This window comes from Nonomuraea sp. NPDC049269, from assembly GCF_043197155.1.
In the GTDB taxonomy this organism is placed as follows: Bacteria; Actinomycetota; Actinomycetes; order Streptosporangiales; family Streptosporangiaceae; genus Nonomuraea.
In genome coordinates, this window is record NZ_JBICSO010000002.1 from 484,717 (window position 1) to 504,752 (window position 20,036).

The 20,036-nt window shown below is 69.7% G+C and carries 15 protein-coding genes; 6 read left to right on the forward strand and 9 right to left on the reverse strand.

The window, feature by feature from the left end:
• Positions 1–6: 6 nt before the first annotated feature.
• Positions 7–423: a GNAT family N-acetyltransferase gene (locus ACGFNP_RS11940; RefSeq protein WP_393317556.1), complete on the reverse strand. Its 417-nt coding sequence runs from the start codon at positions 421–423 to the stop codon at positions 7–9.
• A gap of 86 nt (positions 424–509) precedes the next feature.
• Here ACGFNP_RS11940 and ACGFNP_RS11945 point away from each other — a divergent pair, with 86 nt between their 5' ends.
• Positions 510–1,160 carry a GNAT family N-acetyltransferase gene (locus ACGFNP_RS11945; protein ID WP_393317559.1) on the forward strand — a complete coding sequence of 217 codons (651 nt, stop codon included), beginning with the start codon at positions 510–512 and terminating at the stop codon, positions 1,158–1,160.
• A 93-nt stretch (positions 1,161–1,253) separates the two neighbouring features.
• Here ACGFNP_RS11945 and ACGFNP_RS11950 read toward each other — a convergent pair whose 3' ends face one another.
• From ACGFNP_RS11950 to fbaA, 3 genes are all read right to left on the reverse strand, one after another.
• Positions 1,254–2,537, reverse strand: coding sequence for an adenylosuccinate synthase (locus ACGFNP_RS11950; protein ID WP_358339167.1), 1,284 nt, complete (start codon positions 2,535–2,537; stop codon positions 1,254–1,256).
• A 98-nt stretch (positions 2,538–2,635) separates the two neighbouring features.
• Positions 2,636–3,046: a DUF3151 domain-containing protein gene (locus tag ACGFNP_RS11955; protein ID WP_214634848.1), complete on the reverse strand. Its 411-nt coding sequence runs from the start codon at positions 3,044–3,046 to the stop codon at positions 2,636–2,638.
• 34 nt (positions 3,047–3,080) lie between these two features.
• Positions 3,081–4,103, reverse strand: coding sequence for a class II fructose-bisphosphate aldolase (gene fbaA, locus ACGFNP_RS11960; RefSeq protein WP_358339171.1), 1,023 nt, complete (start codon positions 4,101–4,103; stop codon positions 3,081–3,083).
• A 115-nt stretch (positions 4,104–4,218) separates the two neighbouring features.
• Between fbaA and ACGFNP_RS11965 the strand changes: the two genes are divergently transcribed.
• Both ACGFNP_RS11965 and ACGFNP_RS11970 read left to right on the forward strand, forming a co-directional pair.
• Positions 4,219–4,911 carry a VTT domain-containing protein gene (locus ACGFNP_RS11965; protein WP_358339174.1) on the forward strand — a complete coding sequence of 231 codons (693 nt, stop codon included), beginning with the start codon at positions 4,219–4,221 and terminating at the stop codon, positions 4,909–4,911.
• Positions 4,912–4,994: 83 nt separating this feature from the next.
• Positions 4,995–5,396, forward strand: coding sequence for a hypothetical protein (locus ACGFNP_RS11970; protein ID WP_358339177.1), 402 nt, complete (start codon positions 4,995–4,997; stop codon positions 5,394–5,396).
• Here the strand turns inward: ACGFNP_RS11970 and pyrE are convergent.
• Complete coding sequence (gene pyrE, locus ACGFNP_RS11975) at positions 5,371–5,904, reverse strand: orotate phosphoribosyltransferase (protein WP_214634845.1); 534 nt, start codon at positions 5,902–5,904, stop codon at positions 5,371–5,373. The genes ACGFNP_RS11970 and pyrE overlap by 26 nt on opposite strands.
• 131 nt (positions 5,905–6,035) lie before the next feature.
• Here pyrE and ACGFNP_RS11980 point away from each other — a divergent pair, with 131 nt between their 5' ends.
• Both ACGFNP_RS11980 and ACGFNP_RS11985 read left to right on the forward strand, forming a co-directional pair.
• Positions 6,036–8,957, forward strand: coding sequence for a sigma factor (locus tag ACGFNP_RS11980; protein ID WP_393317565.1), 2,922 nt, complete (start codon positions 6,036–6,038; stop codon positions 8,955–8,957).
• Between the two features lie 179 nt (positions 8,958–9,136).
• Positions 9,137–10,300: an NYN domain-containing protein gene (locus ACGFNP_RS11985; RefSeq protein WP_393317568.1), complete on the forward strand. Its 1,164-nt coding sequence runs from the start codon at positions 9,137–9,139 to the stop codon at positions 10,298–10,300.
• A 240-nt stretch (positions 10,301–10,540) separates the two neighbouring features.
• Here the strand turns inward: ACGFNP_RS11985 and ACGFNP_RS11990 are convergent, their stop codons facing one another.
• The gene (locus ACGFNP_RS11990; RefSeq protein ID WP_393317571.1) at positions 10,541–11,170 is read right to left on the reverse strand and encodes a two-component system response regulator; all 630 of its coding nucleotides are present in this window, start codon (positions 11,168–11,170) and stop codon (positions 10,541–10,543) included.
• Between the two features lie 3 nt (positions 11,171–11,173).
• The gene (locus ACGFNP_RS11995) at positions 11,174–15,343 is read right to left on the reverse strand and encodes a HAMP domain-containing protein (protein WP_358339185.1); all 4,170 of its coding nucleotides are present in this window, start codon (positions 15,341–15,343) and stop codon (positions 11,174–11,176) included.
• A 122-nt stretch (positions 15,344–15,465) separates the two neighbouring features.
• Between ACGFNP_RS11995 and ACGFNP_RS12000 the strand changes: the two genes are divergently transcribed.
• Positions 15,466–17,010 carry a GAF domain-containing SpoIIE family protein phosphatase gene (locus ACGFNP_RS12000; protein ID WP_358339188.1) on the forward strand — a complete coding sequence of 515 codons (1,545 nt, stop codon included), beginning with the start codon at positions 15,466–15,468 and terminating at the stop codon, positions 17,008–17,010.
• Positions 17,011–17,056: 46 nt separating this feature from the next.
• Here the strand turns inward: ACGFNP_RS12000 and ACGFNP_RS12005 are convergent, their stop codons facing one another.
• Together ACGFNP_RS12005 and ACGFNP_RS12010 are read right to left on the reverse strand one after the other, a co-directional pair.
• Positions 17,057–18,823 carry a S9 family peptidase gene (locus ACGFNP_RS12005; RefSeq protein ID WP_393317575.1) on the reverse strand — a complete coding sequence of 589 codons (1,767 nt, stop codon included), beginning with the start codon at positions 18,821–18,823 and terminating at the stop codon, positions 17,057–17,059.
• Positions 18,824–18,984: 161 nt separating this feature from the next.
• On the reverse strand, positions 18,985–19,983 hold the full coding sequence (locus ACGFNP_RS12010) for a putative RNA methyltransferase (protein ID WP_393317578.1): 999 nt from the start codon (positions 19,981–19,983) through the stop codon (positions 18,985–18,987).
• Positions 19,984–20,036 lie beyond the last annotated feature (53 nt).

Here is a 20,036-nt window from a genome sequence, read left to right on the forward strand (position 1 = left end):
GTATTACTATTCCTGGTTGAACGTCCATACGTAGACCATCTGGTCCCACTCGGGTATTCCGCCCGCTCCGCCGTACGTGGCCTGGGCCGCCTTGTTGTCCTCACCGGTGGCCACCCACATGCCGTAGCAGCCGCGTTCGCGGGCGAGCCGTTCCAGGGCCGCGACCAGCGCCCCGGCGATGCCCTGGCCGCGGAAACGCTCGTCCACGCCGAGCTCGTAGAGGAACATCTCGGTCCCCTTGTCGGGGTGGGTGGTCTCGACACCGGTGATCATCCCGGCCGGAGTCTCGTCCACATAGGCGATGAGCAGGTGGTGCCCCTCATCCGCGAGGAACCTCGCGGTGGCCGCCGGCAGGGGAGCGGCGTCGAAGAGGTGACCGGCCGCCTCGACGGCCTCGGGCCGGGTGGCACGACGGATGTCCATGTCCGGAGCGTAAGCGCAGGTCGGCGCGCCACGCGCGCCATTTATTAGGTCGATAAATGCGACTCTGTGGCAATAAGCTGGCGCTCATGATGGAGGCACTCGAAACGGTCCGGCCGGAAATCGTCCGGGCCTGGGTCGACGGCTGGGTGGTCTCGCGCAGCGCCCCGCTGCCCGTACGGGAGCCGTGGGGCCTGCGAGTGGACGTCGGCCGGCCCGGCCACGTCAGCCGCCACATCCTGCCCGCGCCCAACCCCGGCGACCTGCGCCTGCTGGCCGAGACGATCAGCACCCCCGGCACCTGGCTCAAGCTCTGCGCCCCCGCCGAGGCGGTCGTCCCCTGGCTCACGCCGGCGTGGTCGATCGACGAGCCGGAGTTCATGATGACGGGGCCGCTGTCGCGGGGCCGGGCCACGGCTCCCGACGGCTACACGCTGGCCGTCACCACCCGGTCGGACGTGACCGTGGCCCGCCTGCTCACGGCGGCGGGCGAGATCGCGGCCCGGGGGCAGATCGCCGTCACGGGCCGTACCGCGGTCGTGGACCAGGTCGAGACCGCGCCGGAGCACCGCCGTCGCGGCCTGGGCAGAGTGGTCATGACGGCCCTGGCCGACCTCGCCGCCTCCCGCGGCGCCAGGACGGGCATCCTGGTGGCCACGCCCGCCGGTCAGGCCCTCTACAGGACCATCGGCTGGACGACCCGCACGCCGATGACCGCCGCCGTCCTGGCGGCTTCCTGACGCCTCTGGGGGCTTTCTAACGCTCTGGGGGCTTTCTGGCACCGGGGTACGGCCGGCGACGCGGTGCCGGCCGTACCCGTGAAACCGGGAAGATCAGACGAGAGAGCGCAGCACCAGCGTCTGGTCGCGGCCGGGGCCGACGCCGATCGCGGAGATCGGCGCGCCGCTCATCTCCTCCAGCGCCCGCACGTACGACTGCGCGTTGGGCGGCAGGTCGTCGAAGGTCTTGGCGCCGGTGATGTCCTCCTGCCAGCCGGGCAGCTCCTCGTAGATCGGCTTGGCGTGGTGGAAGTCCGTCTGCGTCATCGGGATCTCGTCGTGCCGCGTGCCGTCGACCTCGTAGGCCACGCACACCGGGATCCGCTCCAGCCCGGACAGTACGTCCAGCTTGGTGAGGAAGAAGTCGGTGACCCCGTTGATCCGGGTCGCGTAGCGGGCGATGACCGCGTCGAACCAGCCACAGCGCCGGTTGCGGCCGGTTGTCACGCCGTACTCGCCGCCGGTCTGGCGCAGCCACTCGCCCATCTCGTCCTCGAGCTCCGTGGGGAACGGGCCCGAGCCGACGCGGGTGGTGTACGCCTTGAGGATGCCGATCACCTTCGTGAGCCGCATCGGCGGGATGCCGGACCCGGCGCAGGCGCCTCCGGCGGTCGGCGAGGAGGAGGTGACGAACGGGTAGGTGCCGTGGTCGATGTCGAGCAGCGTGCCCTGACCACCCTCCAGCAGCACGAACTTGCCCTCGTCCAGCGCCCGGCTCAGCACCAGCGAGGTGTCGGCGATGTGCGGCTTGAGGCGTTCGGCGTAGCCCAGGTACTCCTCCACGACGGCCTGGGCCTCGATGCCGCGCCGGTTGTAGACCTTGGTGAGCACCTGGTTCTTCTCGGTCAGCGCGACCTCGATCTTCTTGGCCAGAATGCCGGGATCGAGCAGGTCCTGGACCCGTACGCCCATCCGGTAGATCTTGTCGCCGTAGGCGGGTCCGATGCCCCGGCCCGTCGTGCCGATCTTGGCCTTGCCCAGGTAGCGCTCGGTGACCTTGTCGAGTGCTTTGTGGTGGGGCATGATCAGGTGCGCGTCGGCCGAGATCAGCAGGCGCTCGGCGGAGATGCCGCGCGCGGCCAGCCCGTCGATCTCGCTGAGCAGCACTCCGGGGTCGATGACGACGCCGTTGCCGATCACCGGCACCACGTGCGGCGACAGGATTCCGGTGGGCAGGAGGTGCAGGGCGTATTTCTGGTCGCCGATGACCACGGTGTGACCCGCGTTGTTGCCACCCTGATAGCGGACGACGTAATCGACGTCGCCACCGAGCAGGTCGGTGGCCTTGCCCTTGCCCTCATCGCCCCACTGGGCACCAACGAGAACGACAGCCGGCATGGTTCAGTCTCCTGAGCACAAAACGAAACCCCTGGCGCAAGTGCGACAGGGGCTCTTGCGTAGAGAGACTACCCGAGTCTGCCTATTCGTCCCAAGTGTTAGTTCTTGGTAAGTGCGTCGTAGGCCGCCTCACTGCTGTCCTTGAGGAACTGCATGCACCGCTCGGCCTCGTCCTTCTCGCCGATCGCCTGAGCGGCTCTGGCGAGCGAGTAGAGGCAGCGCAGGAAGCCGCGGTTCGGCTCGTGCTCCCAAGGGATGGGACCGTGCCCCTTCCAGCCGCTCCGGCGGAGCTGGTCGAGCCCGCGGTGGTAGCCGGTGCGCGCGAAAGCGTAGGAGGTGACGGCGTGGCCCTGCGCGAAGTACTCCTCCGCGAGCGTGGCCCAGGCCCCCGGATAGGCGGGGAAACGGGCTGCCACGTCGGCGGCCTTGGCGCCGGCTTCCAGCGCCTCCCTGGCCTCGGGCAGGTCCGGCAGTTGAGTCGGGGGCGGCCCGGCGAGAAGGTTATCCATAGGACAAGTCATACCCGCCGAGCCGCCGACGTGGCTAGGAGATCTTGGTCCCAGCTGATTTGAGGTGCTCACACGCCTCGACGACGCGGGCCGCCATCCCGGCCTCGGCCGACTTGCCGTAGGCGCGCGGGTCGTACGCCTTCTTGCTGCCGACGTCACCGTCGACCTTGAGCACGCCGTCGTAGTTGCGGAACATGTGGTCGGCGATCGGCCTGGTGAAGGCGTATTGGGTGTCGGTGTCGACGTTCATCTTGACCACGCCGTAGGAGATCGCCTCGTGGATTTCCTCCATCGCCGATCCGGAACCGCCGTGGAAGACCAGGTCGAACGGTTTGTCCTTCCCGTACTTCCCGCCGACGGCCTCCTGGATGTCCTTCAGCACGCTGGGCCGCAGCTTGACGTGGCCCGGCTTGTAGACGCCGTGCACGTTGCCGAACGTGGCGGCCAGCAGGAAGCGGCCCTTCTCGCCGAGCCCCACGGCCTCGGCCGTGGCCAGCGCGTCCTCGGGCGTGGTGTAGAGCTTCTCGTTCATCTCGCCGACGACGCCGTCCTCCTCGCCGCCGACGACGCCGATCTCCATCTCCATGATGATGTTGGCGCGGTGGCACTTGTCGAGGAGCTCCTTGGCGATCTCCAGGTTCTCCTCCAGGGGTACGGCCGAGCCGTCCCACATGTGCGACTGGAAGAGCGGGTCGAGGCCCTTGGCCACGCGCTCCAGCGAGATGTCGATCAACGGCCGCATGAAGCCGTCGAGCTTGTCCTTGGGGCAGTGGTCGGTGTGCAGCGCGACCGTCACCGGGTATTTGGCGGCGACCACCCTGGCGTACTCGGCCAGCGCCGTCGCGCCCGTCACCATGTCCTTGACCGTGGCGCCGGACAGGAACTCCGCGCCGCCGGTCGACACCTGGACGATGCCATCGCTCCCGGCTTCGGCGAACCCGCGCAGCGCGGCGTTGAGCGTCTGGGAAGAGGTCACGTTGATCGCCGGGTAGGCGAATCCGCCCGCCTTCGCGCGGTCGAGCATCTCGGCATAGACCTCTGGGGTTGCTATAGGCATGCTTCATCTCCCTGAGAAGTACGGCTTCGCGCAGCCCAGTATCCCGGTCCGCTACCCCGCGTGGTAGAGACAACGCGCGGCGGCCAAGAGCGTTCATGCCGGGTAGGCTCGCCTCGTGGACTGGCTTTCCAACCTCCTGGACCCGACGTGGTGGCTGACGATACTCGGCGCCTTCGCGACCGTCGGCGTCCTGGCGATCATCTTCGCCGAGACGGGCCTGCTCGTCGGGTTCTTCCTGCCCGGTGACTCGCTGCTCGTCGCCGCGGGCATCTTCAGCTCCGCCGCCGCGGCGAAGGGGATCGGCATCGAGCCGCTGTCCTTCCCCGTGCTGCTGATCGCCACACCACTGTGCGCGGTGGCCGGCGCCCAGCTCGGGCATCTCATAGGGGCCAAGGTCGGCGGGAGGTTGTTCGACAAGCCCGACTCGCGGCTGTTCAAGAGAGAATATGTGGAGAAGGCCGAGCACTTCTTCGTGAAGTTCGGCCCGGCCAGAGCGGTGATCATCGCCCGCTTCGTGCCGATCGTCCGCACCTTCATGAACCCGGTCGCCGGTGTCCTGGAGATGCCGGCCCGTACGTTCTTCCTGTGGAACGCCGTCGGCGGCGTGTTGTGGGTCGAGAGCATGCTGCTGATCGGCCACTTCCTCGGCGGCCAGGTCGACCCCACCAAGATCGACAAGTACATCCTGCCCGGTGTCTTCCTCATCGTGTTCATCTCGGTGATCCCGATCATCGTCGAGGTGATCAAGACCCGCAGGGCCGCCAAGCAGGTGCCGGAGCCCAACGGTAAGCACCACCGCGTGGGTTGATTCCTGCCGGTGGGCGGCAATGATCGAGATCGCTTCCGCCTACGAGTACGCTCCCCCTTGTGGGACGCCACAGGTCAGATCCGATGGGCCTCGCCCGCCTCGCGCTCGCCGTCCTGGCGGCGGTGGCCGTGGTGACGCTCTTGGTCGTCGGCGGTCGCGCGCTGCTCACCTCGCTCGACACGCGACAGCAGCAGCCCGAGCGCGCGAACGTCGCCGCCCAGCCGCAGGCCAGTGCCCAGGTGCCGACTGTCCGCATCGAGTGCGTGGCCGACACCTGCCCCCTTGTCACGGTGCGCGTACCGGGCGGCGATGTGCTGCAATATCGCGACATGAGCAGGGGCGAGGAGGTCAGCTACTTCGAGCCGGAGCTCGACGTGGTGCTCACCGACGCGGCCACGGTCCTGGTGACCGAGAACGGCAAGGCCCGCGCGCCGGGCAAGGCCGGTGCGCGGGAGGCGTTCACAGTCCGAGGTCCTGGAGCGTGAACGCGGAGCGGTAGTCGAGCCCCTCCTCGGCCATCCGGGGCGCGGCGCCCCGCTCGACGATCGTGGCCACCGCGACCACCTCGGCGCCCGCCTCGCGCAGCGCCTCGACGGCCGTCAGCGGGGAGGCGCCGGTCGTGGAGGTGTCCTCGACGGCGAGCACCCGGCGGCCCTTGACCTCCGGGCCCTCGATCCTGCGCTGCATGCCGTGCGCCTTCTGCGCCTTGCGCACCACGAACGCGTCGAGCAGCCGCCCCTGCGCCGCGGCCGCGTGCATCATCGCGCTCGCCACGGGGTCGGCACCCAGCGTCAGCCCGCCCACGGCGTCGAACTCCAGATCCTTGGTCAGGTCGAGCATCACCCTGCCGACCAGGGGCGCGGCCACGCCGTCGAGCGTGATCCGGCGCAGGTCGAGGTAGAAGTCGGCTTCCTGACCCGAGGAGAGCACGACCTTGCCGTGCACCACGGCCTTCTTCTTGATCTCGGCCAGCAGGTTGTCGCGATCTGTCATGGCACCAAGCTTAGGGTCCTGGCCAGGATGAGAGCCGGTCCGGTCGGAAGGTAAAGACGGCCCTTCGGTTTAACCATGGCGGCGGCTGCGGAATGCTCGGGGAGGCAACTTAAGGTAATCGCGAGGTAACTATGAGTGGTGTATCGCCATCTCCGCAGAGCGATGCGGATCTTCTTCACGCGGTCAGAGCCGGCGACGCCACCGCCTATCACGAACTCCACGAGCGCCACGTAGCCGCCGCGCGCTCGCTGGCCCGCCAGCTCGTCAGGGGCGAGGCCGAGATCGAGGACGTGGTCGCCGAGTCGTTCACCAAGATCCTCGACCTCGTCGGCCGCGGCGGTGGCCCCCAGGCCGGGTTCCGTCCCTACCTGCTGACCGTGGTTCGGCGCACCGTCCATGACCGGACGCGGGTGGCGAGCTGCCCGGTGCCCGCGGACGAGAGCTTCGATCCCGATGTGCCCTTCGTCGACCCGGCCCTCATCGGCCTGGAGCAGTCGCTGATCGCCAGGGCGTTCCTGTCGCTGCCCGAGCGGTGGCGGGCGGTGCTCTGGCACACCGAGGTCGAGCACTCCCCACCCGCCGACGTGGCCTTCCTGCTCGGCCTGCCGGCCAACGGTGTGACCGAACTCACCCGCCGCGCCCTCGCGGGCCTGCGCCAGGCGTACCTGCGGATCCGCCTGACCGCACCGACCCGCGATGCGTGCCAGCCGGTGCTCGGCACGATGAGCCGCTACATCAAGGGCGGGCTGGCCAGGCGCGTTTCCAAGGCGGTGGACGAGCATGTGAGCGACTGCCCCGAATGCCGCGCCGTCCTGCTGGAACTGACCGACGTCAAACGGGGCCTGCGCGTCATCATCGGCCCGATGATCGCCGGACCGGTCTTCGCCGGGTACGCGGCGGCACTGGCCAAGACGAGAACCGCGAGCTGCGGTTCGGGCGGGCTGGGTTGGATCTGGCGGTCGCCACTCGGTTGGTTCTGGCATGCGCTCGGTGGGATCGGGCGCGGGCCCACGTACGTGATCGGTCGGGTCGGGTGGGCGTCCAGCGGCGTGGTTGCTTGGGCCGGGCGGGTTTTCGGGCGCCTGGTCGGTTGGGTCGAGCGGGCGTCGAGGCATGTGCTCGGGCGGGTCCGGCAGGTGTCCACGTGCGTGCTCGGGTGGGTCCGGCAGGTATCCACGTGCGTGCGCGGTGGGGGCGGGCGGGTGTCCAGGCGCGTCCTCGGCTGGGTCCGGCGGGTGCCCACGTACGCGCGGGCGGCGGTCGCCGGCGGTACCGCCGCCGCCGTGGCGGCCGCTGCTATGTTCGCGCTGGTCACGGCCGAGGATCCGGTAAGAAGGCCGGTCGCCAAGCCCGTCGCGTCAGCCGGACCGCCACCTGTACGGCCGCTCGAAGAACCCACGCGGCCGGCCCCCGAACGTCTGGCGGCACCCCCGGAACGGAGGCCGCACGGACCCCGCCTGCACGCCACGATCGGCGCCCTCGGCGCACTGGTCCGCGCCCGGCCCGGCATCATCGCGATACGCCTCCGCAACTCGGGCAACGCCCCGAGCAGCGAAATAGAGGCCGCCGTAGACCTGCCCACAGGCGTCACGCTGATCCCCCCAGGCCGCCACACCGGGGGCGTCGCGCTGGAGCGGTCGCGTGGTCACGGTGGGGGTGTGGCTGCGGGCCTCAGGCCGTCGGCCGCTCATGGCGGGGGTGTGGCTGCGAGTGTCGCGCTGGAGCGGTCGGGCGGCTACGGCCGGGACGTGGCTGTGGGAGCCGTGCCGCCAGGTGGCAAGGGTCGCGGTGTCGCCGTGGTCACGCCCGTTCGGGCCGGGGGTGGCTGGAGTTGTCGTCCGGCCAGGCGGGGTGCGACGTGCGTCAGGGGGCCGCTCAAGGCGGCTCGCCGCAGCGCGGTCTTCCTGCGCGTCCAGGTGGCCGCTCAAGCGCCACAGGGGGGCGGTCCCGCTGTCCGGATCACGTCCGGCTCCCTGCGGGCCGCGGCGCACTCCGCGGCCGGGGTACGGCAGGTGGGCGCGTCCGCCAGGTTCGCCGCCGACGGAAAGGTGACGGTCAGGGCGATCGGCAACTCGCTGCTGAGCTGCCCGGCGGAGCGTGACGGTTGTGCGGAGGCCGGGCAGCGGCGGGGCGATGGGCGCGACGGCGAGGTGTGGCCCATGGAAGCCGTCGACGAGGACCGGGTGGCGGGAACGTACGTCTCCAGCGGCGCCACTCTGCGGCGGCCCCCGGGTGGGCGGGTCGTGTGGGCGGGTCTCTACTGGTCGGCCGGTGGGGAGAGCGCGGGGCCGATCAGTCTGCGACCGCCGGGTCGTCGGCGTTACCTGTCCATCAGGCCCGAGCAGGTGACGGTCAGCGAGCTGCCCTCGGGGTCCGCTTACCAGGCGTTCGCCGACGTGACCGGGCTGGTCGGGAGCGCCCGGCGGGACGGCATGTGGTGGGCGGCCGACCTCCCGATGCGGGAGGGGGCCGCGCGCCACGCCGGATGGAGCCTGGTGATGATCGTGACCGATCCCGCAGGACCGTACAGCCACGCCGTCGTGCTCGACACGGCAACGGTCGTCGGCGGCGAGGCCGATCAGGTGCGAATCCCATTGGGCGGCCTCGTCTCGGCAGGCTCGGCCGCCCGGATGCCGCAGGGCGGCCTGGTTCCCACGGGATCGCCCACCGCCGGCCCGGTCTCCACGGGGTCGGCGGCCCGGAGCCGTCGGGGTGGGTCGGTTTCCACGGGGTCGGCCGGGCGGATCGCGTTGGGGCGGGCGGACCGCAGGAGTTCGGCCGCGCGGATCGAGATGGTGACCTGGGGAGGCGATGCCGACCTCGACGGGGATCGGCTCTCGCTGGGGTCGGGGGCGCTCACTCCGGTGGGGGGCGATCGCGACTCGGGTAACGTCTTCGACGGCTCGTCCAACGGTGCCAAGGGAATGACGTTCGGTGTCGACGTCGATACTTTCGGTGCCGAACTCGGCAATGACCCGGCACTGGCGATCGCGACGCGGGAGGATGTGGTGCTGTTCGCGATTGCCGCTGTGTGCGTTCGTGCCCGGTCGTGACCAAAGTCCGACATATTGGTACGGTCAGCCCGAATGCACCGGCGTATGGTCGGGGCAGGGGCGAATCGTCGGGATTAACCCTCGCGCGATCACCTGCTTTCATTACCCTGAGACAGGGCCGCCGCGTCCGGCTCTGACGGTGCACGAGTCTGCTAGGTCGGACCACCAGGAAAGGGGCCGTGTCAGTGGATCGCTGCGCGCTGTTCGTGGACGCTGGCTATCTGCTGGCCGACGGCGCGATGGCCGTGCATGGGACCCGCCATCGTGAAGCCGTGGCCTGGGACTATCCAGGGCTGTTGCAGCTCATGTCAAGCCTCTCGCGCGAACGCACCGGGCTGCCGCTGCTGCGGTGCTACTGGTACGAGGCGACCGTCGAAGGACGTCGCACGCCAGAGCACGACGTGCTCGCCGACATCCCCGGTCTCAAGCTCCGCCTCTCGCGCATCCGTCCAGGACGGCGCGAAGGCGTGGACGCCCAGGTTCACCGCGACCTGATGACGCTCGCCCGAAACAGCGCCATCTGCGACGCCGTCGTGGTCAGCGGTGACGAGGACCTGGCCCAGGTGGTCTGCGACGCGCAGGACCTCGGCATCAGGGTGACCGTCGTGCACATCGCGACCGACGGCGGCTGGGCCGTCGCCCGCTCGCTCACCCAGGAGAGCGACGACCTCATCGAGCTGGGCGGCGTTCACCTGCGCCCCTACGTCAACCTGGTGACCGGCGCCATCGAGGTGACCAACGGCCACCACCAGCCGGTCAGCAACGGCCACGGCGGCCACGCGCAGCGGGAACTGCCGCCCGCCGAGTCGAGCGGGGGCGGCCACTCCGCCAACTCGACGCGCGCCAACGGCATGCCGCCGTCGGTGGGGCGCCGTCAGTCGCCACAGCCGTCGCTGCCCGCCTACTCCGACTACCAGCCCGACCCGCCGTCGGCGGCTCCGGTGACCGGGCCGATCCCGCAGCAGTCGCAGGCGCCGACGACCGGGCAGTTCAACTCGCCGTCCAACGGCACCTACCAGCCCTCGCAGCTCGGCGCCTACACCGGCCCGCAGCCCGCGCCCGTCTCCCAGCAGCCCTCGGCCGCCACGGGCGGGGCCACCACGCTGTCCGACGCCGTCAAGGCCGCCCACCGGGAAGGGCACGACTTCGGCGAGTCCGTGGCCCGCGACGCTCCGGCCCTGTGGCTGGAGGCCGTGCTGGCGCGCAAGCCACGGATGCCCTCCGATCTGGAGGCCCGCCTGCTGCAGGGCTCGTCGCTGCCGATCGACTTCCTGCTGCACGACGAGGTCCGCCACGCGCTGCGTCGCGGCTTCTGGGACGCGTTGGAGCGCGCCAGGCACTAGCCAGGCGCGGCCAGGCACCAGCCTGAGGCCCCTGCGGCTGGAGGGGCCGGTGGGATTGCCGTACTGGTCTCCGCGCCTCGTACGGACGACTTGGCGCCCGCGCCGCCGGCCTGAGACGCCTCGTACACGGACAGTCCGGCCTCAGCGCTCCAGTACGGACGGCAGGGCGCGCCCCGGCGACGACCGCCACATCCGGAGCGCCCTCTTATCCACAACCTGTTGACCGGCCGTGGGGCGAATTCACGACAGGGCGTCGAAACCGGCGCGGAGGTGGGCGAGCCGGTCGGCGAGGTCGGAGAGCGGGGCCGCCACCCCCGGGTCCGGCGTCTTGCGCGCCAACTCCCGTACTCTGGCCAGCTCGTCCTCCGCCGCCGTCAGCCGCCGGGACAGCTCGGGCAGGATCGCCGACTGGTCGCCCGCGCCCGGCGGCAGCTCGGCGGTCAGCCGCTCGCGCAGCATCGAAGCCTGCTCGGCCAGCCGCTTGTTCATGTTGTACAGCTCGGAGAAGACCGACACCTTGGCCCGCAGCACCCACGGGTCGAACGGCTTGGTCAGGTAGTCGACGGCGCCCGCCGCGTAGCCGCGGAAGGCGTAGTCGGGCGCGCTGTCGACCACGGTGAGGAAGATGATCGGGATGTTCCTGGTCCGCTCCCGCCGCTTGATGTGGGCGGCGGTCTCGAACCCATCCATGCCCGGCATCCGTACGTCGAGCAGGATGAGCGCGAACTCGGTGTTGAGCAGCGCTTTGAGCGCCTCCTCGCCGGACCTGGCGCGTACGGGCACCAGGTCGAGCGAGCTGAGGATGGCCTCAAGGGCGATCAGATTCTCCTCGCGGTCGTCGACCAGGAGGATCTTGGCACGATCAGGCATCGATCACGCCCCTTCGGCTGATGACTCGCCAGTGGATCGCCCTCGGCCGAGCCAGCCGCGCAGGCGTTCGAGCAGCCGGTCGACGTCGACGGGCTTGGGCACGTAGTCGGAGGCACCCGAGGCGATGCTCTTCTCGCGATCGCCCCGCATGACCTTGGCGGTCAGCGCGATGATCGGGAGATCGGCGAACTGGGGCATGCGCCTGATGGCCGAAGTGGTGGCCCAGCCATCCATCTCCGGCATCATGATGTCCATCAGCACGAGAGCGACGTCCTCGTTCCGTTCGAGCTGCTCGATTCCTTCGCGGCCGTTTTCAGCGTAGACGACGGTGGAGCCGTGCCGTTCGAGAACACTGGTCAGGGCGAACACGTTACGGATGTCGTCGTCGACAATGAGGATCTTCGCGCCGTTGAGCGGGTCGTCGCCGTGCCACTGGCTGGTCTCGGCGGGCGGTTCGATCAGCTCGGGCAGCGGCAGGTCGAGCGGGATCGGCGGCTCGTGCAGCGCGGCCGTCGGCTCCTCGACCGGCACGGAGAGCAGTTGCCTGCGCTCGATGCCGCTCTCGACCTCCGCGAGCGGGCCCGTGTAGGAGGCCGGCAGGTAGAGGGTGAACGTGCTCCCCTTGCCCAGCTCGCTGTCGACGTGGATCTCACCGCCGAGCAGCAGGGCGATCTTGCGGCAGATCGACAGGCCCAGCCCGGTGCCGCCGTACTTACGGCTGGTGGTGCCGTCTGCCTGCCTGAACGCCTCGAAGATGACCTCGCGCTTGTCGGGCGCGATGCCGATGCCGGTGTCGATCACCTGGAAGGCCAGCAGGTCGTGGGCGCCGTGCAGGGTGTCGTCGTCGAACTCGACCCCGGCAGGGACGGGCGTGACCCGTAGCTTGACCTCGCCCTTCGGCGTGAACTTCACCGCGTTGGACAGCAGGTTGCGCAGCACCTGCTGCAGCCGCTGCTCGTCGGCGCGCAGCTCCTGCGGCACGTCGTTGTCCACCTCGACCGCGAAGGCCAGCCCCTTGTCCTGGGCGAGCGGTGCGAACGCCGCCTCCAGGAGATCGACCATCTTCGGCAGCGACACCTGGATCGGATGGATGTCCATCCGGCCCGCCTCGACCTTGGACAGGTCGAGCATGTCGTTGATCAGCTGGAGCAGCGCCGACCCCGCGCCGTGGATCGTCCTGGCGAACTCGACCTGCTGCGAGGTGAGGTTGCCCTCGGCGTTCTCGGTCAGCAGCTTGGCCAGCACGAGCAGGCTGTTGAGCGGCGTGCGCAGCTCGTGGGACATGTTCGCGAGGAACTCGGACTTGTAGCGCGAGGACACGGCCAGCTGCTCGGCGCGCTCCTCCAGCGTGCGGCGGGCCTGCTCGATCTGGAAGTTCTGGATCTCGATGGCGCGGTTCTGCTTGGCCAGCAGCGCCGCCTTGTCCTCCAGCTCCGCGTTGGACCTGCGCAGCTCCTCCTGCTGGCGCTGCAGCTCGTCAGAGCGTTCCTGCAGCTCGCGGGTGAGTCGCTGCGACTCCGTCAGCAGGTCCTCGGTGCGCGAGTTGGCGATGATGGTGTTCATCGTGACGCCGATGGTCTCGACGAGCTGGGTCAGGAAGTCGAGATGCACCTCGCCGAACGGGGTGAACGAGGCCAACTCCAGCACGCCCAGGACGCGGTTCTCGAACAGGATCGGGAGTACGACGATCTGCGCGGGCGTCGACTGGCTGAGGCCGCTGTCGATGGTGATGAACCGCGGCGGCACGTCGTCGAGGACGATGTGCCGGCCCTGGGCCGCGGCCTGGCCGACGATGCCCTCGCCGACCGCGAAGCGCTGACGCGGGCCGCGGTCGGGGCGTACGCCGTAGCCGCCGATCAGCAGCAGCTCGTGCTCGCCCTCGGGATCGACGCCGTAGAAGGCGCCATAGCGGGCCGACACCAGCGGTGTCAGCTCGCTCATCGTCAGCTTGGCCACCTCGAACAGGTCGCGGTGGCCCTGCATGAGCCGGGAGATGCGGGCCAGGTTGGACTTGAGCCAGTCCTGTTCCTGGTTGGCCTGGGTGGTCTCGCGGAGGTTGGCCACCATCGAGTTGATGTTGTCCTTGAGCTCCGCCAGCTCGCCCTGCGCCTCGACGGCGATCGAGCGGGTCAGGTCGCCCCTGGCCACGGCGCTGGTCACGGTGGCGATCGCGCGTACCTGGGTGGTGAGGTTGCCGGCCAGCTCGTTGACGCTCTCGGTGAGCCGCTTCCAGGTGCCCTCCACGCCCTCGACCCGCGCCTGGCCGCCCAGCCGGCCTTCCGAGCCCACTTCGCGGGCGACTCGGGTCACCTCGGAGGCGAACGACGACAACTGGTCGACCATCCGGTTGATGGTCGTCTTGAGTGCCAGGATCTCGCCCTGGGCGTCCACGTCGATCTTGCGGGTGAGGTCGCCGTTGGCGACCGCGGTGGTCACCTCGGCGATGTTGCGCACCTGGTACGTCAGGTTGTTGGCCATGAAGTTGACGTTGTCGGTGAGGTCCTTCCAGACGCCCGACACGCCCTGCACCCGTGCCTGGCCGCCGAGCTGGCCCTGCGTGCCGACCTCGCGGGCCACGCGGGTCACCTCGTCGGCGAAGGACGAGAGCTGGTCGACCATGGTGTTGAGGGTGTCCTTGAGCTGGAGGATCTCCCCCTGGGCGTCGACGGTGATCTTCCTCGACAGGTTGCCCTGGGCCACCGCGGACGAGACCGCCGCGATCTGGCGCACCTGGGAGGTCAGGTTGTTGGCCATCGAGTTGACGTTCTCGGTGAGGTCCTTCCAGACCCCGGAGACGCCGCGTACCTGTGCCTGGCCGCCCAGCTGTCCCTCGGTGCCCACTTCGCGGGCCACCCGGGTCACTTCGGAGGCGAACGACGACAGCTGCTCGACCATCGTGTTCATGGTGGACTTGAGCTCCAGGATCTCGCCCTGGGCGTCCACGTCGATCTTGCGGGTGAGGTCGCCGTTGGCCACGGCCGTCGTCACCTGGGCGATGTTGCGTACCTGGTAGGTGAGGTTGTACGCCATGGAGTTGACGTTGTCGGTGAGGTCCTTCCAGACGCCCGACACGCCCTTCACCTCGGCGCGTCCGCCCAGCTTGCCCTCGGTGCCGACCTCGCGGGCCACGCGGGTCACCTCGTCGGCGAAGGACGAGAGCTGGTCGACCATCGTGTTGAGGGTGTCCTTGAGCTGGAGGATCTCGCCCTCGGCGTCGACGGTGATCTTCTTCGACAGGTTGCCCTGGGCCACCGCCGTCGCCACGGTCGCGATGCTGCGTACCTGGCTGGTGAGGTTGTTGGCCATGAAGTTGACGTTGTCGGTCAGGTCCTTCCAGACCCCGGAGACGCCCGTCACCTGGGCCTGGCCGCCGAGCTGGCCTTCGGTGCCGACCTCGCGGGCGACTCGGGTGACCTCCTCGGCGAAGCCGGAGAGCTGGTCCACCATCGTGTTGACGGTGTTCTTCAGCTCGAACATCTCGCCCACGGCGTCGACCGTCACCTTGCGGCTCAGGTCGCCCTTGGCCACGGCGGTGGTCACGACCGCGATGTCACGCACCTGCGCGGCCACGCGGGAGGACATCGTGTTGACGGCCTCGGTGAGGTCGCGCCAGCTACCGGACATGCCGCGCAGGTTGGCGCCGCCGCCCAGCCGGCCCTCGGTGCCGGCCTCCCGGGCCACCCTGGTGACCTCGGAGTTGAACAGCGCGAGCTGGTCGACCATGCCGTTGATCGCCTTGCCCAGACGGCGTACCTCGCCGCGGGCCGAGCGGTCGAGATCGATCCGCCGCGACAGGTCGCCCTTGGCCACCGCGTCGATCACGTCTGCGGCGCCGCTCACCGGGCTCACCAGGGCGTCGATCAACATGTTGACCGACTCGACGCTCTCCGCCCAGGCGCCGACCCCCGGCCCCGGCGTCAGTCGCTCGCCGAACCGGCCCTCCTTGACAACTTCCTTGCGTACGCGCACCAACTCATTGGCGAGGTGTTCGCGACGGTCGGCCACTTCGTTGAGCAGCAACCGCACCTCACTGAGGATGCCGGCCGGGGCATGGGGGACCCGGCGGCGGAAATCGCCGTCTCGCCAGGAGAACAGGGTCTCTAGGATCGGGACGAGATCCGACTCGGTGTAAGTCCTCTCCTCAGAGCTCAATGCGGCCTTGGCCGTTGTCATGGGACCTCCTTCACTCCCGGGGTGCCACCGCGAGTAGGTACAAGTCTGTCACGATGAGTAGCTCCTAGTCCCGTCCCTTGGATTTACCCCAAGCCACCAGGAAGTGTGGTAGGCACGTTGCGATGACTGGTACTCCCCATGCGGTGTTGGCCGCCACGTTCGCGCCCGGCGACACCGCTGTGACGGCTGCGATGAGGTTCACCCGTGAGGTCCTGACCGCGTGGGCAGTCGGCAGTGTGCTGCATGTGGCCGAGCAGGTCGCCGCTGACCTGGCCGAACAGGCGATAGACGAGCCGTTCGAAGTCATCTGGAAGCACTTCGGCGATGCCGTGCAGGTCGAGTTGAGACAGCGGAGCAGCTCACACGGCGACCCGAAGGCTCCGTCCGTGGGGGTAGAGGAGTGGGGCATCACCTTCGCGGGCGAGTCTCGTGTCCATTGGGCAAGACTCACGCTACCCGGCTCTACGGACAAAGTGTCATCCGAGTGGCTGGAGGAGAGCGCCAGGGGGCCGCATTGGCTGGGGTTCCTGGCCGACGCCAGTGACCTGCTCGCGGGCACTCTCGACCCCGACATGGTGCCCGCCATCATCGCCCAGATCGTGGTGCCGCGGCTGGCGAGCTGGTGCGCCGTCTACACCTCTGACACCGCTGTCGGTCCGCTGCGGCTGGTCTACCTCTGGCACGCCGACGAGGCCAGGATCGACGGGCTGCGCGAGCAACTCGGCGACATGGATGCGATGATCGCCGACGCCCGGGTCACCTCCACCATCCACCTGGCCGACTCGCAGGTGCTCGCGGTCCCCCTGACCGCGCGCGGCCGGGGCCTGGGCATGATGTGCCTGGGCCGGCCCGACCGCTTCACCGACGAGGTCATCCAGTTCGCCGAGGACATCGGCCGGCGGGCGGCGCTGGCCACCGACAACGCCCGCGTCTACGCGCAGCAGGCCGCGGCCAACCGGGCGCTCCAGCGCAGCCTGCTGCCGCCGAACGAGCCCGAGGTGCCCGGCCTCGACTACGGCGTCGTCTACGAGCCGGCCGGCGAGGCCAACGAGGTCGGCGGCGACTTCTACGACCTGTTCAAGGCCGGCGACGACTCGTGGCGGTTCGCGATCGGCGACGTGTGCGGCACCGGCCCGGAGGCCGCCGCCGTGACGGGCCTCGCCCGCCACACCCTGCGCCTGCTCGCCCGCGAGGGCTACGGAGTGGCGGCCGTGCTCGGCCGGCTCAACCAGGCGATCCTGGAGGAGGGCGAACGGGCCAGGTTCCTCACCCTGCTGCACGGCGACATCACGCCGGTGGCGACCGGCTTGGAGATACGCCTCGTGTCGGCCGGTCATCCGGAGGCGCTGCGGCTCAAGCCGAGCGGCGTGGTCGAGACGGTGACGACCCCGCAGTCGCTGCTCGGCGTCTTCCACGAGGTGGTGTTCGAGGCCGACACGCTGCATCTCGACCACGGTGACGTGCTGCTGGCGGTCACCGACGGGGTGACGGAGCGGCGCTCGGGCGGGCGGCTGCTCGACGACGACGGTGGTCTGGCCAAACTGCTCGCCGAGTGCGCCGGGCTGTCGGCCCGCGCCGTGGCGGAGCGGATCCGCAGGGGGGCGGCCGACTTCGCCACGGAGCCGAGCGCGGACGACCTGGCGATCGTCGTCCTCCGGGCCCGCTGAACCTATTTCCCGATGTTGACTAAGTGACTTTGCAAGTAGTCGATTATCAGAGCGGGTTTACGTGCTTGCGGGCGAATTCAAGCTGTAGTGCTATTTGCGCGATCCGTTCGGACATGACCAGGGAACCGCGGATCGCGTCGTAGGCGTACACCTCGTGCTCCCGGCCATGCTCGGCCAGTTTCGCCACGTACTTCTCTATCTGCCGTAGCGGGCACCGGCTGTCGTTCTCGCCGGCCAGGATCAGCACCGGGCTCTCCACCCGGTCCACGTAGGTGATGGGGGAGCTGGCGGCGTAGCGCTCGGGCTGCTCGTCGGGCGAGCCGCCCAGCAGCGCACGGTGGTAGGCGCGCAGGCTCTCGGCCTCGTCCTCGTAGGAGGTCTGGTGGCAGGCGATCGGCACCGCCGCGATGCCGGCCGTCCACAGCTCGGGCTGGGTGCCGAGGCCGAGCAGCGTGAGGTAGCCGCCCCAGGCGGTGCCCGCCAGCAGCATCCTGGTGGGGTCGGCGATGCCGCGCTCGACGACGTGCTCGCGTACGGCGGCGACGTCGGCCAGCTCGATGTGGCCGACGTCGCTGTGGAGCGCGTCGCGCCAGGCCGTGCCGTAACCGGTCGAACCTCGGTAGTTCACCCGCACCACCGCGAAACCGGCGTCCACCCAGGCCGCGACCTCGGGGGAGAAGGCGTCGCGGTCGTGCATTGTCGGGCCGCCGTGCAGCAGGAACACGGTGGGGTAGGGCGCGGCCCCGATCTCGGGCCGGGAGACCAGCGCGTGGATCCGGCCGCCGGGGCCGGGCACGTCGAGGTCTTCGACCGGGACGCTCGGCGGCGCCGAGGGGCCGCTGGGGTTGAGCACGACCTGGCCGTTGCTGGAGCGGATCACCGGCGGGCGGGAGGCGCTGGACCACGAGTATTCGACGTTGCCGCCGGGGCGCGGGCCCGCCGCGTCGATCACGCCGTGCGGCGTCTCCAGCAGGGTCAGGCCGCCGCCCGCGAGGTCGTAGCGGTGCAGGTAGCTGCGGGCGCGATTGTCGCGGGTGATCAGCAGGCCGCGGCCGTCGTCGTACCAGTCCGCGGTCAGCTCGCCGGAGTCCTTCATCCAGATCTCGCGCTGCTCGCCGGTCACCGGGTCCCAGACCAGGGGCTCCTGGCGCTGGCGGCGCTCGTGCAGGGCGAGCATGCGGCGGTCGCCCGGCACCGGGGCGAACCTGAGGCCGATCACGCCCTTGTCGGGGCCGTCGTAGAGCTCGGCGACGGCCTCGCCGTTGGGGCGGACGACACGGAGCGCCGGATGACGGAAGTCGCCGTACTCCGCATGATTTATCGCGATAAGTGCGCCGTCGAGGGACATGTCGGCTACCCAGGCCGCCTCGGCGTGCTCGTAGAGCAGGCGGGACGGCTCGCCGGGCCGTACCAGATGGATCCTGAACGAACCCTCGCTGGCCAGGCTGATCGCCGCGACGCCCGCCGTGGACAGGGCGATGCCACCCGGCTGGCCGGGGCCGAGGTCGTGGGCGACCGGCTCGTCGGGGCCGCCGGTGAACGGCTGGCGCCACCACAGGCCGAACTCGTCGCCCTCGGTGTCGGCGAACCAGTAGATCCATTGGCCGGTGGGATCGATCGCGGCGTGGGCGGTGCCCTTCGGTCTGTCGGTCACCTGGCGGTTGGCGCCACTGGCGCGGTCCCAGGCGTAGACCTCCCAGGTGCCGGTGGCGTTGGAGCGATAGATGGAACGGCTCGGGGCCAGCCGCGCCCAGGACGGCAACGTCATGCGTGACGCCCGGAACCTGGCCTGCCAGCGTTCCTCGGCCTTCATCCGGCGCGCCCCCCTCCCTCTCTCACCCCGCCTCTGGGCGTGGGTTGCCGTCCAGTATTGCGCCTGTCTCGCGGAAATACTCCGAGAATGTGGGGGAATTTCGGACTAAATGCCCCATCATTAACACGAGTCCCAGATGTCCGTCAAGGAACAGCCCTTGATCATGGTGACGCCTCGAAGATAGACAGATGGAACGCAGCCGTAGCCACCACTTTTTCTCGCTTTTTCGCGGTATCCCGAGAGAGAAAGCTCGAAATCCGGTTCGCCAGCTCGGTCGCCTCAGTGTGCCACGCGCTCGGCCCCATCCCCACCACCCCGGCGATCTCGCCGGGATCCAGCTCCAGGTCGAACTCGACCATCCGCCGGTCGGCCTCCTCGAACCCCGCAAGGCTCCTGGCCAGTCGCCGTTCCTTCTCCTCGTCAACCGAGAGCAGCCCCAGCTCCTGGACGAGCGGGCTCAGATGCGCCCGAGCGGGCGTCACGACGACCACCACGCCGCCGGGCCGCAGAATGCGGCGGAACTCGGGGCCGTTGCGGGGCGCGAACACGTCGATCACTATGTCGGCCACCCCGTCCCTGATGGGCAACGGCCGCCACACATCGGCCACGAAGGCCCCCACCCTCGGGTGCGCCCGAGCCGCCCGCCGCACAGCGTGTTTGGACACGTCGAATGCCATCCCGATGCCACGGTCCACCGCTCTCAGCACCGTCGCCAGGTAGTAACCGGTCCCGGCTCCGGCATCAACGATCACCGGCTCCTCCGCGTGGCCGGCCTCCTGCCGCGCCGACCCCGCCTCGCGAGCCACTGCGGCACTACGGTACGCCTTCTCAGCCGCCGCGTCCGGCAGTGCTGAGAACCTATCCCTACGGAAAGCGTCGCCTTCCCGGCCATTGGCGCTCTGTATCCGCAACCGCACACTCTCGGCGAGAGCGTCGGCGAGCGGAGCGTAGTGTCCGGCTCCCAGAAACTCGGCCCGTGCCGCCACCATCGCCGCGCTGTCAGCCGTCCCCGGCGTCCGCGACCCGACCAGCAGGCTCACGTAGCCCTGCTTGGCCACGTCGAACGCGTGGCCCTCGGCGCAGCGCAGCGTGTCACCCGCCAACCGCATCTCATGCGCACAGACCGGGCAGGCCAGGTATTCGACGATGTCAGCCAGCATGCGCCCATTCTCACGGTCGCCGGGCACTTGACGCGCCACCGGTAGGACGGGCT

Coding starts and splice junctions, on each gene's coding strand:
- ACGFNP_RS11955 (WP_214634848.1), bottom strand. CDS start 3,046: ATGGATAACCTTCTCGCCGGGCCGCCCCCGACTCAACTGCCGGACCTG.
- fbaA (WP_358339171.1), bottom strand. CDS start 4,103: ATGCCTATAGCAACCCCAGAGGTCTATGCCGAGATGCTCGACCGCGCG.
- ACGFNP_RS12000 (WP_358339188.1), top strand. CDS start 15,466: ATGACTGGTACTCCCCATGCGGTGTTGGCCGCCACGTTCGCGCCCGGC.
- ACGFNP_RS12005 (WP_393317575.1), bottom strand. CDS start 18,823: ATGAAGGCCGAGGAACGCTGGCAGGCCAGGTTCCGGGCGTCACGCATG.
- ACGFNP_RS12010 (WP_393317578.1), bottom strand. CDS start 19,983: ATGCTGGCTGACATCGTCGAATACCTGGCCTGCCCGGTCTGTGCGCAT.
- pyrE (WP_214634845.1), bottom strand. CDS start 5,904: ATGACAGATCGCGACAACCTGCTGGCCGAGATCAAGAAGAAGGCCGTG.
- ACGFNP_RS11980 (WP_393317565.1), top strand. CDS start 6,036: ATGAGTGGTGTATCGCCATCTCCGCAGAGCGATGCGGATCTTCTTCAC.
- ACGFNP_RS11995 (WP_358339185.1), bottom strand. CDS start 15,343: ATGACAACGGCCAAGGCCGCATTGAGCTCTGAGGAGAGGACTTACACC.
- ACGFNP_RS11940 (WP_393317556.1), bottom strand. CDS start 423: ATGGACATCCGTCGTGCCACCCGGCCCGAGGCCGTCGAGGCGGCCGGT.
- ACGFNP_RS11950 (WP_358339167.1), bottom strand. CDS start 2,537: ATGCCGGCTGTCGTTCTCGTTGGTGCCCAGTGGGGCGATGAGGGCAAG.
- ACGFNP_RS11945 (WP_393317559.1), top strand. CDS start 510: ATGATGGAGGCACTCGAAACGGTCCGGCCGGAAATCGTCCGGGCCTGG.
- ACGFNP_RS11990 (WP_393317571.1), bottom strand. CDS start 11,170: ATGCCTGATCGTGCCAAGATCCTCCTGGTCGACGACCGCGAGGAGAAT.
- ACGFNP_RS11970 (WP_358339177.1), top strand. CDS start 4,995: ATGGGCCTCGCCCGCCTCGCGCTCGCCGTCCTGGCGGCGGTGGCCGTG.